We start from the raw sequence: 13,397 nt of genomic DNA, 5'->3' as shown, positions 1-13,397 counted from the left end.
GGATTTGCCCTGGTGGGAGGGGAGCGCGTGGGCCTTGCCCTGGTGGGCGGGGTCGCCTTCGGGGCTGGTGCCGGCTTCGGGGCTCGGTGCATCGTCGGACGGGTTGTCCTGCGGCGCCTTCTCCAGATCGACGGGACCGGCTGCCTCCGGGGTGTCGCCGGTGGGGGCAGGTTGCCCGGAATCAACCGTGGCCGAGGCGGATTCGGATTTGCGCAGGATCACGGTGTCGGCCACCGAGGATGCCGGTGCGTAGCGGGTTTCCAGTACTTCGGTCACGTTCTCGGTGTCTGAAGAAGGCTGCGGGGCAGACGATTCCGGGCGCAGCACGGCGGTGTCGGTGTCGGCCGGATCGGTGCGCAGGACCGCGGTGTCGGCGTCACCCGGACCGGACTGCGACATGCTCTGTGCGGCAGCGGATTCCGGAGCGGACTGGTTCGGGTCCGGCTCGTAGTGGTCGGGCAGCGTCGTGTACGGCCCGTAGGTCTGGAAGGTGACCGCGTTGGTGCCCGGGTAGCCGGTCCAGTACGGATTGGTGGTCCCCGGGTAGCCCGTGTTGAGGATGTTGTCGGCGGCCGTCTGCTCGAAATAGGCCGCGGGCGGCTGGGGTTGGCGCTGATAGAGCAGCCACCACCCGGCCAGCATGAGCGCGAAGCTGATCACGCCCGACCCGCCGAGCCCCACCCCCACGGGGCCCATCGTGCTCACGGCGATCCCCAACGCCACCATGAGCACGATGGTCTTGGACGACGAATGCGACGACCGCCCGCGCCCGAACAGCGACTCCGCCGCCGACGACTGATCCCCGGTCTGATTCAGCAGCAGCCAGCACAGCAGGTACAGCACGATCCCCGCCCCGCCGAACAGCGCGGACACCACGAACGCCACCCGCACCAGCACGGGATCCACGTCGTACCGGCGACCGAACCCGACGGCCACCCCCGCGATCGGCCCATCCTTGGGAAACCGCATCGGCCGGGACTGCCACAGATCGTGAAGCTGATCGGAGAAGCCGGCACGCCCGGCGCTCTTGGACCAGTCGCTCGTCTTCGTCATGCCATCCATCGTGCTGGTCCCGGCCGGTCGGGCACATCGGGGATCACCCTGAATGGGAACCTGACTTCTGACCGGGGATCACTTCAACGGTGCGTCGGTGGTCCATTGGCCCTTGGTGTCGATGACTGTTTCCTTTGTGAAGATGCCGTTGACGGGGGCGGACAGGACTATCCAGGCGCGGTGGGTTTCGAAGTTGCCTGCCGCGCAGGCCGGGTCGCATTTGTTGACGTGGTAGCTGCCCTCGCCCACTGCTACGTCGGACCCCCAGAAGAGCCAGCCGAGGTCGGTGAAGTACTGGTGTGAGGGAGAGCAGCCGGGGTCCAGTTTGGTCGGCTTGGTCAGGAGTTCCAGGCGGCTGCAGTTGTAGAGCTGGGCGTCGGCTCCGGCCTTCTGGGCGACCGGGTGCGCTACCGGGGCGGCGGACGCCTGCGGTGCGGTCGCTCCGCCCGCCGCCAGCAGTACCACCGCCGCGCCGAGCGCGGCCATCAGGGTGGCGCCGTAGGTGGCCATTCGAGTCTTCATTGCTTGATCCCTCCCGTGAATGTCGCCCGGACCATTCGGCCGGGAGCGGTTTCGACGGTAGGAATCGAGACTTGGTGACTTCTATCGGAAAACCAACGGCGGCTACCGCTCCTGGATCAGGCGGATCGGTAGACCGCCACGACCGGGATCTTCCGGGTGGTCTTCTCGCGGTACTCGGCGAAGACGGGCATGATCTCGATCATCCGCTCGTAGAGGTCGTCGGACTCTTGGCCGGTGAGGAATTCCGCCTTGCCCGTGTAGGTTTCGGTGCCGAGCTCGATGGTGAGCTCGGGATTGGCACGCAGGTTGTGGTACCAGGCCGGATGCTTGTCCGCGCCGCCGTTGGACGCGATGAGAACGATCCGCTCGCCGTCGGGCACGTAGACCAGCGGATTGGTCACGGCGCGACCGGATTTCGCGCCGGTGGTGGTGATCACCACCATGTTGTCCCGGCCCTCGAACGGCCCGCCCACCTTCCCGCCGTTGGCACGGAATTCCTCGATCACAGATTCATTGAATGCGTTCATCTCACCCGTCCTGGTTCGGTTCCGTTGTCTGGCAACCGGGGTGTGGCAGGAGAAATTCCGCGGGGTCAGGAGGCGGGACAGGGTGGGCGGTAGGGGAGTTGGGGGAGGTGGCGGCGCCACTGGTCTTCGCTCATGGCTCCGGTGACCGCGCAGATACGGTCGGCGGCACGCTGTTCGTCCAGGTTCCACAGGCGAAGTGCGCCGTCGCGCCCGCCGGCGGCGACGCGGCGGCCGTCGGGGGTCAGCGTGGTGTTCCAGCCGATTCGGCCGGAATCGGCAAGTGTGAGAGTGCGTTTCGGGTGGGCGCGGTCGGTGAAGTCCCACAGTTGGATGCCGCCGTCGTCGCCGCTGGTGAGCATGGTGCGGCTGTCCGCTGAGAAGTGGACGGAGCGGACCGTCAGCGAGTGCGCGGCGATCGGGTCGCCGAGCCGGACCGGGTGGCCGGGGTCGCTGATGTCCCAGCTCTGCACGGTTTCGTTGGTCGTGACGACCATGGTTCGCAAATCCGGGGTGATGACGGCGGAGGTGGAGGCTGCGGCTCGGAGCAGTTCGGCGACCCGCTGCGGGTGGGTGGGATCCGCGATGTTCCAGAGGGTGACCGCCACCACGCTCTTGTCGCCGTCCCGCGTGTAATCGCGTACGACCATGGATTTTCCGTCGTACCCGAACATCACCGCGTCGTACGCCGACGACAGGGGAATGGGGGTGCCCACCGCAGTCGGCCGGGTGCGGTCGGCGATATCCCAGAAGCGCAGCAGCCGGTCCTCGCCGATGGCCGCGACGAGCCGCCAATCCGGGCTCACGGTAGCGGTGCCGTACCGGGAGACGGGCAGGCGCCATTCCGCCAGTGGGCGAATGTGTGCCGAATCGGTGGCATCGAAAACCTTCAGGGACGAATCGGATTCGAGATCCGAGGCGTACATGATGGTTTTGCCGTCGGGGGACAGCGACACGTAACCGAGCGCGGGCGCGACCCGGTATTCACCGAGCAGCGCGGGCGGCCTGTCGTTTCCGGCGTCCCACAGGGCTATTCGGCCATCACTGGACAGTGTCGCCATCCGGGTTCCCGAAGCGTCGAACATCGGTGTGTTCGTCCAGGCGGAATGCTCCGTGAGGACCGCCGACGGCAGTGACCAGACGCGAATATCGCCGGTCCAGCCGCCGGCCGTGAGTGTGCGCCCGTCGGGAGCGAAGGCGAGGGAAGCCGGTCCGGTGCTGCATGGCGAGGTCGTGTCGGTGGAGTAGCGGCATCGGCCGGGACTGGTCGAGAGCGTGTCCGTGAGGCGGGTCGGATTGCCGGGGTCGGTGATGTTCCACAGTCCCGCCACCCCGGAACTGCCCACCGCCAGGGTGTGGCCGTCGGGCGAGAAGTCCAGCGACCACAGGCTGTCGCCGATAGCCGTATCGAGGGTCACGGTCCGGCGGGGGCGGGCCGGGTCGCCGATGTCCCAGAGTTCCACGACGCCGTCGTTGTTGCCGAGCGGATGCATGGCGCCATCGCCGACCCCGATGGCGAGCAGGGAGCTGTCGGGGCTGAACGCGATCCGCCGGATCTTGGCGGGCTCGGCGATGACGGGAGCCACCAGGATCGGAGCCGCCGGGTCCGTGACCGACCAGAGCTGAATCGTCGCGTCACCGGGGAGCGCGGAGCTCTGTGGTGGATAGTGGACGAGGGCAAGCAGGCGGCCGTTCGGGCTGTATCGCAGGTCGTCGAGCGGGCTGTCGATCGCTGCGTGCAGGGGCCGGGAGGACCTCATGACCGGAGCCGCCGGATCGGTCACCGTCCACAACGCCAGCTCGGTCGTCGTGACGGTCGCGAGGGTCCGCCCTTCCGGGGCGAATGCGACTCGTGCCGAGCGGGATCCGGGGATGCTCGCCAGGGTGTTCAGGCGACGCGGCGTGGGCGGCGCCGAGATGTCCCACAGCGTGATGTCATGCGTCGGTGCGTTGAACGCGGGAGCGGTCACCAGCAGCGTGCCGTCCGGGCTGAACGCGAAATCGCCGATGCCCTCGAAGGTTTGGCCCAGGGGCTGCGGGTGGCGAGGGTCGCTGGTATCCGAGAGCCGGAGCACATTGTCGTAGGAGATCGATCCCAGCAGCTTGCCGTCCTTGCGGTAGGCGATCTTGTAGACCGCCTGCGCGTGCATCGGGGTGACGGTCACCAAGGGCTGATTCTGGGTCTGCAGCAGCGTGGACGCGGCGGTCTGGTCATTCGGCCGCATGCGCCAGGCGACCAGGTCCAGCTGGGCGGCCAGGGACGGGTCGACCGATCGGACCCGGTCGGCCTCGGCCAGTACGGCCGCGAAATTCTGGTCGTCGCGGCGCTGGTTGGCCAGCCGATTCTGGTTGTAGGCACCGAAACCCGCCACCAGGAGGGCGACGCCGAGCAGCGCGAGGATCGTGGTGGTGCGGCGGGAACGGAGCCGGGACCGGCGGCGAGCCGTGGTCGCGGCATCGAGGAATTCACGGGCCAGTGGGCCGACCGGGGGCGGGTCGACATTGTCGAGGGCGTTGCGCAGCCGGGTGCCGCGGTAGAGCAGCGCCGAATCCCGTTCCTGGGCTGCCCATTCGGCGGCGTCGGTTTCTAGGCGTTGGCGGACCAGGTAGCCGACGCGGTCTTCGTCTATCCAGGTGCGGAGGCGAGGCCAGGCGGTCAGGACGATTTCGTGGGTGAGGTTGACGGCTTCGGCGTCGAGGGTGATGAGGCGGGTGCGGGAGAGGAGTTCCAGTGCGGCGGTGGCGTCTTCGGTGTTCGCGGCCCGGGCCACGAGGTCGGCGCGAAGCCCGGGGCGGCGAGTGTCGCGGGAGTCGCGGCCGACCGTCACCAGGCCCAGGAGGATTTCGCGGGCGGCCGCCCGCTGGGCGGGAGACAGTTCGTTCCAGGCATATTCGGCGGTTTCGGCGACCGAGCCGACCACGCCGCCCGCCTTGCGGTAGCCGGTGATGGTGAGGCGGCGGCCCTCGCGGTGTTGCCAGGTGGCGGCCATGACGTGGGAGAGGAGGGGTAGCGCGCCGGGGTCGTAGGTGCGGCGGCCGTGGTGGTCCGCGGCGCCGCACAGTTCGGTGATGACCAGCTCCTCCAGGCCCGGTTCCAGCTCCAGCCCGGCCACGCGCGCGGGACCCGAAATGGCTTGGGCCAGTTCGTCGGTGCGCATGGGACCGAGCAGGTAACTGCGGTGCTCCAGGGCATCCTGGAGGATCAGGTGGTTGAGGCAGTGGGCGTAGAAGTCGGCGCGTAGGGCCAGGACGACGGTGATGGGGTCGTCGGTGCGGGTGGCGCAGGCGTCGAGGAGGGCGAGGAAGTCCTCGCGGTCCTGGTCGGTGGCGCAGGTGGTGAAGAGCTCCTCGGCCTGGTCGATGACGAGCAGGCGGCGTGGGCCATCCGCGCGCGGGGCCAGGTCTGCTGCCTCGCGGGGCGAATCCGGTTCTGTGTCGCCGGGTTTCGCGACGGCGTGCCGCAGGGCGTCGAGGGGGTTCGGGCCGGGGGTGAGAAGGGTTGTCTCCCAGTCGGTGAGGGCGGGGATGAGGCCCGCGGCCAGGAGAGAGGACTTGCCCGCGCCGGAGGCGCCGATTACCACGATGATGCCGGTGGTCTCGCGGACGAGGGTGGTGAGTTCGGCGGTGGCGCGGGTGCGGCCGAAGAACAGGTCGCGGTTGTCGTGGTGGTAGGCGGTGAGGCCGGGGTAGGGGCAGGGGGCGTCGGTTTCCTCTTCCGGATTCCAGGTGGTGGCGGCCTTCCAGAGGCGTTGCCATTCCTTGGGTTCCGCGAGGCGGCGGTCCAGGGGGTGGCCGAGTTTGCGGGCCAGGTCGATGAGGGTGAGCACGACCGGGAGCAGGGATTCGAAGCGGGCGGGGACATTGCGGCCCGCCTTCCAGTCGCTGATGCGCTGCGCGGACGCGCCGCCCGGGCGGGTGCCCTGGGCGGCGCGCATGCGGTGCTCGGTGGCACTGGCGACACGGCGCAGGGTCGGATTGCCCGCCGCCGCATAGAGTTCGGAGAAGCGCTGGGCGAAAAGGGCTCTGGGTGAACGGATCTGCTCTTCTTCCCCGCTCACCGCATCTCCCGCATTCCCTCGACCCCCGCGTGCATGCCGCCAATCTAGCGGGAATGCGACAGCCCGATCCAGTTGGCGGAGAACGCGAATGCCGAAACGGCGGCGCGGGAGCCCGCGCCGCCGTTCCGGGCGGATCACAGCTGGAAGGGGTCGCCGATGACCCAGTCCGCCGCGTCCGCTCCCGGGGAGGTCCCCTCGATGATGGTGTACGCCTGGACGGTCAGCGGCCCGCCGCAGCCGTCCACCCGCAGCTGGTAGTCATTGCTGACGATGTATCCGGTGTCGCCCGCGGGCAGCTGCTTCTCGCCGAGCTTGATGTCGACGATCTTGCCGGGCTTGATGCCCAGTTCGAAGCCGAGGCTCGCGCCGATCTCGGGGGTGATGTCGACGCTCGCGGTCGGCGTCACCATGTCGAGCCCGGCCCGGGCGCCGAGATCGGCCGTCACATCGATGCCGACATTGGCCGTGATGTCGAAGCTCACGTCCAGATCCACCGCGCAGGCGGCGAAGTATCCGGTGCGGATCTTGGCGGTGCCGCCCGTGACCCGCCCGTAGGACGTGTTGTTCAGGTACACCTCGCGACTGGTCGGCATCCCGTTCATCGGCGCGACCGGATTGGCCGCGTTGTCCATGTGCCCGACGGTGACGGTCAGTCCGTTCGGTGCCACGGTCGTCTTCTCGTGCGGTGCGAGCCCCCCGGCGTGTGCGACGGCCCCGAAGGGCGCTCCGGCGAGCAGTCCCGCGGCGGTAATGGCACCGGCGATAGCGGTCTTGATGGTCGCACCGGCGGTAGCGGTCTTGATGGTCATTGAGTCCTCCCCGACTCTCGAGGCGAAGCCCGGCGGCTCCGCTGAGACGAAGGTAGAAAAACCGCTCCCGACCGGGCGATGTCCTTCACCCGCCGGCGGCACGAAACCCCTGATCCGATGCGCCGCAGCAGTTATCCGGTCCGGTCGGCACCGCATAGCGCCGAATCGCGCCGGCCGTCCGGTCCGGTCAGGGGCAAGATCGGGGAGATGTTCTCCGGACATCCGCTCCTGAGGTTCTCCGCGCAGGTCACCGCCACTTTTTCGTCCGGACCGGACAATTCGGAGCCTCAGGGGGCGAATCGGGGTGTTTCCTGATGTCGGCTGTCGGGCCCCCGTGCCAATATCGAAGGCATGTACCCGTCCGCGCCCCTGTATGACCCTGCCCGCGGGGCGGTCACACCCGTGACCCAGCCCAAGCTGGTGCGGCGCTCGGGCGGCCGCATCGTGGGCGGCGTGGCGGGCGGGCTCGCCGATCACCTCGGTGTCGACGTCTTCAAGGTGCGGGTCGGGTTCGTGCTGCTGGCCGCCATGGCCGGGGCCGGGATCGTCGCCTACGGGATGTTGTGGATCTTCACGCCGGGCGGTGCGGACGCGTCGCCGCCGACGTCCTCGGAGCGGCGGCAGGGCATCGGATTGGCCTTGCTGGGCATGGCTTTGTCGGTCGCCACCGCGTGGGTTTTCAGCGGCACCGCCGCGCATGTGGTGGGTCCGATCATCGTGGTCGCCATCGGCGCGGCGCTGGTGTGGCGCGAATTCGACGCGGACGGGCCGAGATCCGTCATCGGGCTGCCGTCCAACCCGTCGGTGGTGACCTGGGCGCGCATTGTCGGCGGGGCCACGCTCATCGTGGTCGGGCTGGGCGTGGTGGTGCTGGGCCGGATCAATCTCAGCTCGCTCGGCTCGGCGCTGCTGGCCGTCGCGGTGACCCTGGTCGGGGCCGGACTGCTGACCGTGCCGCTGTGGCTGCGCATGGTGCGGGCGCTGAATTCCGAACGCGCGGCGCGGATTCGCAACGACGAGCGCGAGGAGATCGCCTCGCACCTGCACGATTCGGTGCTGCAGACGCTGGCCCTGATCCAGCGCCAGGCCGACGATCCGACCGAAGTGGTGCGGCTGGCCCGCAGCCAGGAACGCGAACTGCGCAAGTGGCTGTTCGAGGACACCGGGCCGGCGCAGTCGAGTCTGGCCGCGGCGCTGCGCACCATCGCGGGCGAGGTGGAGGATCAGCACGGGGTGAAGGTCACGCCGGTCACCGTCGGCGATGTGTCGATGGATGTCGACGACAGCGGAATCGGGCTGCCCAAGGAGCATTTCACCGCCGTGCTCGGGGCCGCGCGCGAGGCGCTGGTGAATGCCGCCAAGCATGCCGGGGTGCCGACCATCGACCTCTACTCGGAGGTGGAGCCGCATCAGGTGAGCGTCTTCGTGCGCGACCGCGGCAAGGGCTTCGACCCGGACACCGTGTCCAAGGATCGGCAGGGCGTGGCCAAGTCCATTCACGGCCGCATCGAACGCCGCGGCGGGCATGTGGAGATCAAGTCCGCGCCGGGCAGCGGCACCGAGGTGCGAATCTATATGCCCCGCAAGGACGGTGGTGACGAGCGGCTGGTGGTGCAGCAGGATGTAGGGGTGTCGGTGTCAGGTGAGGAGAACTAGGTGAGCGTCCGGGTCTTTCTGGTCGACGATCATGCGGTGTTCCGGTCCGGGGTGCGGGCGGAGCTGAGCCGCGAATCCGATATGGAGGTGGTCGGCGAGGCCGGCGGCGTGGCGGAGGCCATCGCCGGGATCAAGGCGACCACACCGGATGTGGTGCTGCTGGACGTGCACATGCCCGACGGGGGCGGCGTCGCGGTGCTGCAGGGGATCGATCCGGGGCCGGTGTGCCTGGCGCTCAGCGTGTCCGACGCGGCCGAGGATGTGATCGCGGTGATCCGGGCCGGCGCCCGGGGGTATGTCACCAAGACCATCTCGGGACCCGAACTGGCCGACGGGATTCGGCGGGTGTCGGGTGGGGACGCGGTGTTCTCGCCGCGCCTGGCCGGATTCGTGCTGGACTCCTTCACCGGCAAATCGCCGGTGCCGGAACCGCCGCTGGATCCGGAGCTGGATTCCCTGACCCCGCGCGAACTGGAAGTGCTGCGGCTGCTGGCCCGCGGCTACACCTACCGCGAGATCGCCGAGACCCTGTTCATCTCGGTGAAGACCGTCGAGACCCACGCCTCCAACGTGCTGCGCAAGACCCAGCAGTCGAACCGGAATGCCCTGACCCGCTGGGCACACCGGCGTCGTATCGACTGAGAGCCCTACAGCATCGACTGAGAGTTCTTACAGCGCTACCAGAATCACGATGATGATCAGCAGGCCGATGAGCAGGCCGATCGCCACCGCGAGCGGCCCCGCGTTCGGACCCAGGGCGCTGAAGTCGATGCCCTTCTTCGGTTGCGGCGCAACCGGAGCCGCCGCCTGCGCCCGCTGCGGGCGGGGGAGCGGGCTGGAGTGCGGGCTGCGCAGCCCGGCCGCCGAATTGCGCGCGGCCCAGGCCGGAATCGTCCCGTCCTCGGTCCGTACCGGGGCGTTCAGGATGTAGGGCGCGGTGCCGGGTCCGAAGGCGGCGGTGAGGATTTCATTGCGCGCCTCGGTCATGGTGGGGCGGCGCTGCGGTGCCGGTTCCATCATGTGCAGCAGGACCTCGGTGAGCGGGCCGCTGCGGGCGGGCGGAATGATCTGCGCCATGGCGGCGCGCTCCACGATGACATTGCTGTCCTCGTCGAAGCCGTAGGGCGGCTGGCCCTCGATGGCGGTGTACAGCGTTGCGCCGAGCGAGAATACGTCGCTGGCGGTGCTGGGCCGGGTGCCGCGCGCGACCTCGGGCGGCAGGTAGGCGGGGGTGCCGGTGATGACGTCGCCGATCTCCTCGGTGGCGTCGTTGGCCCCGCTGGAGATGCCGAAGTCGGACAGCTTCACCATGCCGACCTCGTCCCCGCGATCGGCGACGAGAATATTGCCCGGCTTGATGTCGCGGTGCACGATGCCCGCCGCGTGCGCGGTGGCCAGCGCGTCCGCCACCTGCGCCCCGATCTGCGCCACCTCGATGGGGGAGAGCCGATCCACCAGCGCGAGCGCCTTGGCCACGCTCCGCGACGGCAGGTACTCCATCACCAGCCACGGCTCACCGGCCTCGAGCACCACGTCGTACACGGCGATGGCGTGCTCGTGCGACAGCTTGGCCGCCACCCGCCCCTCGTGCATGATGCGGCTGCGAACCTCCTGCGCCTCTTCCTCGCTCAGGCCCTGGGTGGTGAGCACCTGCTTGATGGCGACATCGCGGTGCAGCAGCCGATCGGTTGCCAGCCACACGGCGCCCATGCCCCCGCCGCCCAGCTTCGACTGGAGGCGGTAGCGTCCGGCCACCAGATAATCGGGGCCGACAATGGGACGGGCGCGTTCGGTCACGGGTGCAGGGTAGCGGAAAACCATCCTGACTGGCCTGCTTCGAAACCTGGGGTTTGCTGGCCCGCTACTCCGGGACCTGCGCCCTTCCCCCAGACCCATACGGCCACAGCGCGTTTCGCTCGAAGGTCGCAATCGGTGACAATCGGCGAGATTCCCGCGGCCATCCTGACCTTCCGGACGAACCGGCCGCGGGTTCCCGCGGCCGGGGGCCTTCGTCCCTATCACCGTGAGCCGCCCGGAATTCAGGCGCGGCGGGCCGGGCCGGTGCCCGCGCCGGAGGTCTCGATCGCGGTGGCGATCTCCTCGAGATCGGCGGGGGCCAGTTCGAGGGTGGCGGCGTCGATCCAGCCGTCGACCTGAGCCGGCTTGCGAGCGCCGACGATGGCCGCGGTGATGCCGGGCCAGGCGAGCACCCAGGCGATGGCCACCTCGGCGACGCTGCGGCCGTGCCGGGCCGCGATCGGACGCAGCGCCTCGACCAGTGCGAGGTTGGCGGTCAGGCCGGTGGTGAAGTCGGCGTGCGCCTTTCGCCAGTCGTCGGCGGGCAGACCGGCCACCCGTTCGGCGGTGAAGGCGCCGGTGAGCAGGCCCGACTGCATGGGCGAGTAGACGATGACGCCGGTGTCGTGCGCACGCGCCCAAGCGATTTCGGCGGCGGCGGAGCGGTTGATTGCCGAGAACGGCGGCTGGATGACATCGACGTGGGCGACCCGCTCGGCGCGCTCCAGCAGATCGGCGTCATGGTTGGACAAGCCGATGGCCCGCACCTTCCCCTCGGCCTTCAGATCGGCCATGACCTGCCAGTACTCCTCCAGCGGAGTGGCGTTGGGTGAGACCGCGCCGAAGCCGTCACCGGCGTACTCCAGCGATTCGCCGGTATCGGGGTAGTGCACCTGGTACAGGTCGATGGCCTCGACCCCCAGCCGCCGCAGCGAGTCCTCGACCTCGCGGCGCACGCTGGCGGGCTTCATGATTCGCCGCGGCGAGGTGGCCGGGTGCTCCGGATCCCAGACCAGTCCGGCCTTGGTGAAGATGTAGGGGCGATCGGCGTCGGAGAGTCCGGCGATGGCCTTGCCGACCAGTTCCTCGGAGTGGCCCAGGCCGTACACCGCGGCGGTGTCGATCCAGTTGACCCCGGAGTCGAGGGCGTGGCGGATGGCGGCGATCGATTCGGCGTCGTCGGTGTCGCCCCAGCCGAAGCTCCACCCCGAGCCGGAGACGGCCCACGAACCGAAGCCCGTGCGGGTGATGTTCATGCCGGTGCGGCCGAGCGTGACAGTCATGAGTGGTGTTCTCCTGTGTTCGGTGTGCCGGATCCGTTCCGGCGGATTCCACTTTCGGAGATTCGCGCCGGGGCAAACAGTGGCGAGCACTGCCTAGGCATGGCGTGACCAGTCGGGGGCATGGCGTGACCAGTCGGGCCGACGAAGATCACCCGACTCCCTGACCTCATTCGTGACACTGCGCCACACGCCTCTTGACGCGTCCTGCGACTCGAGTTCTACTGTGCATTGATCGAACATACTTTCGATTATGTTAGGTAGCTGAGCCGGTGCTGGGAGAGGTGGTCAGGAGATGGGTTCGGCTGCGGAGGCCAAGCGGGCGCAGTTGGCGGAGTTACGGCGGCGGATGGCCGCGGTGCCCGCGCGCGGCGCCGGATCGGAGACCCGCGCGCCCGTGGCCGAGGAGCCGCGACGGGAGGCGCTGCCGGTGCCGAAAGCACTCGAAAACCTGTTGCCCGACGGCGGATTGGCGAAGGGTTCGGTGGTCGTCTACAACGGCGCCGGATCGCTGATCGCCGGACTGCTGGCCGCCGTGACGAGTGCGGGCGGGCATGCCGCCGTGGTCGGGATGCCGCGGCTGGGCCTGCTGGCCGCCGCCGAGATGGGCGCGCGGCTCGACCGGCTGGCGGTGGTCTCCGACCCGGGACCCGACCCGCTCGAGGTTGCCTCCGTATTGCTGGATGGCCTGGACCTGGTGGTCCTCGGCCTGAACGGACTCGCGGTCCCGATGTCGCGCACCCGGGTGCTCGCCGCCCGCGCCCGCGGCAAGAACTCCACCCTCATGGTCACCAATGGCTCCTGGTCCGGTTCCGCCCTGCACATCGATACCCGCGTCGCCGGGTACGGCGGCCTCGGCCGGGGCTGCGGCCGCCTGCGCACCGTCCGCCTCGACGTCTCCGTCCGCGGCCGCGCCGCCCAACCGCGCTCCGGCCACCTGGCCCTCAGTCCCGCCAACGGCCGCGTCGAATGGGTGTCCACCACCGAGGCTGCCCAGCCGATCGCCACCCCGGAACCGCTGCGCGTGGCTAGATGAAGACGCGGCGGGTGCTGGTGGTGTGGTGCCCGGATTGGCCGGCGGTGGCGGCGGCCGCGGAGGCGGGGGTGGAGGCCACGCGGGCGGTGGCGGTGTTCGCGAACAATCGGGTGGTGGCGTGCACCGCGGTGGCGCGGGCGGAGGGGATCCGGCGCGGGCTGCGCAAGCGGGAGGCGCAGGGGAGATGCCCGGATCTGCTTGCGGCGCAGGATGATCCGGATCGGGACGCGCGGCTGTTCGAGCCCGTGGTGGTGGCGGTGGACGCCACCGTGCCGGGCGTCGAGGTGCTGCGCCCCGGAATGCTGGCGCTGTCGGCGCGCGGCGCGGCGCGCTTCTTCGGGTCCGAGGAGGCCGCCGCCGAGCGGCTGGTCGACGCGGTGGCGGCGGTCGGCGTGGAATGCCAGATCGGCATTGCCGACGAGCTGTCCACCGCGGTGTTCGCGGCCCGCCGCGCCACCCTGGTGCCGCCCGGCAAGGGCGCGGAATTCCTTGCGCCCATGCCGATTTCGGAGCTGGCGGTGGAGCCGGTGCTGGCCGCGCCGCAGCGCGCGGAGCTGGTGGATCTGCTGCATCGGCTGGGCCTGCGCCGGATCGGCGATTTCGCGGCGCTGACCCCCGCCGAGGTGTCCTCGCGCTCCGGCGCGGACGCCATCCTCGCGCAC

Annotated in this window: 10 protein-coding genes and 1 pseudogene; 4 read left to right on the top strand and 7 right to left on the bottom strand. The window is 69.6% G+C overall.

Annotated features, from left to right (window positions below; all coding sequences use genetic code 11):
• The 5 genes from ACAM49_RS33465 to ACAM49_RS33445 all read right to left on the bottom strand — a co-directional run.
• On the bottom strand, nt 1–1,053 hold a 1,053-nt coding region (locus ACAM49_RS33465; protein ID WP_369639549.1), incomplete at its 3' end, for a PspC domain-containing protein.
• A 78-nt stretch (nt 1,054–1,131) separates the two neighbouring features.
• Entirely contained in the window at nt 1,132–1,575 is a 444-nt protein-coding gene (locus ACAM49_RS33460) for a hypothetical protein (RefSeq protein ID WP_369639548.1), read from the bottom strand.
• Between the two features lie 116 nt (nt 1,576–1,691).
• A complete protein-coding gene (locus tag ACAM49_RS33455; RefSeq protein ID WP_369639547.1) occupies nt 1,692–2,102 on the bottom strand; it encodes a nitroreductase family deazaflavin-dependent oxidoreductase in 411 nt (136 codons plus the stop codon).
• Nucleotides 2,103–2,167: 65 nt separating this feature from the next.
• Nucleotides 2,168–6,157 carry a hypothetical protein gene (locus ACAM49_RS33450; RefSeq protein WP_369639546.1) on the bottom strand — a complete coding sequence of 1,330 codons (3,990 nt, stop codon included), beginning with the start codon at nt 6,155–6,157 and terminating at the stop codon, nt 2,168–2,170.
• Between the two features lie 134 nt (nt 6,158–6,291).
• The gene (locus ACAM49_RS33445; protein WP_369639545.1) at nt 6,292–6,966 is read right to left on the bottom strand and encodes an MspA family porin; all 675 of its coding nucleotides are present in this window, start codon (nt 6,964–6,966) and stop codon (nt 6,292–6,294) included.
• Nucleotides 6,967–7,317: 351 nt separating this feature from the next.
• Here ACAM49_RS33445 and ACAM49_RS33440 point away from each other — a divergent pair, with 351 nt between their 5' ends.
• Entirely contained in the window at nt 7,318–8,622 is a 1,305-nt protein-coding gene (locus ACAM49_RS33440) for a PspC domain-containing protein (protein WP_369639544.1), read from the top strand.
• Nucleotides 8,623–9,264: a response regulator transcription factor gene (locus tag ACAM49_RS33435; RefSeq protein WP_040804743.1), complete on the top strand. Its 642-nt coding sequence runs from the start codon at nt 8,623–8,625 to the stop codon at nt 9,262–9,264.
• Between the two features lie 27 nt (nt 9,265–9,291).
• Here ACAM49_RS33435 and ACAM49_RS33430 read toward each other — a convergent pair whose 3' ends face one another.
• Both ACAM49_RS33430 and ACAM49_RS33425 read right to left on the bottom strand, forming a co-directional pair.
• Nucleotides 9,292–10,443, bottom strand: a complete 1,152-nt coding sequence (locus ACAM49_RS33430) for a serine/threonine-protein kinase (RefSeq protein ID WP_369639543.1) — start codon at nt 10,441–10,443, stop codon at nt 9,292–9,294.
• 218 nt (nt 10,444–10,661) lie between these two features.
• Entirely contained in the window at nt 10,662–11,702 is a 1,041-nt protein-coding gene (locus ACAM49_RS33425) for an aldo/keto reductase (protein ID WP_369639542.1), read from the bottom strand.
• Nucleotides 11,703–11,994: 292 nt separating this feature from the next.
• Here ACAM49_RS33425 and ACAM49_RS33420 point away from each other — a divergent pair, with 292 nt between their 5' ends.
• Both ACAM49_RS33420 and ACAM49_RS33415 read left to right on the top strand, forming a co-directional pair.
• Complete coding sequence (locus tag ACAM49_RS33420) at nt 11,995–12,735, top strand: hypothetical protein (RefSeq protein WP_369639541.1); 741 nt, start codon at nt 11,995–11,997, stop codon at nt 12,733–12,735.
• Nucleotides 12,732–13,397, top strand: a pseudogene (locus ACAM49_RS33415) (DNA polymerase Y family protein); the annotation flags it as partial. The gene ACAM49_RS33420 and the pseudogene ACAM49_RS33415, both read left to right, overlap by 4 nt.

Source organism: Nocardia sp. JMUB6875, assembly GCF_041154655.1.
In the GTDB taxonomy this organism is placed as follows: domain Bacteria; phylum Actinomycetota; class Actinomycetes; order Mycobacteriales; family Mycobacteriaceae; genus Nocardia.
This window is presented reverse-complemented; position numbering and strand designations above follow the sequence as displayed.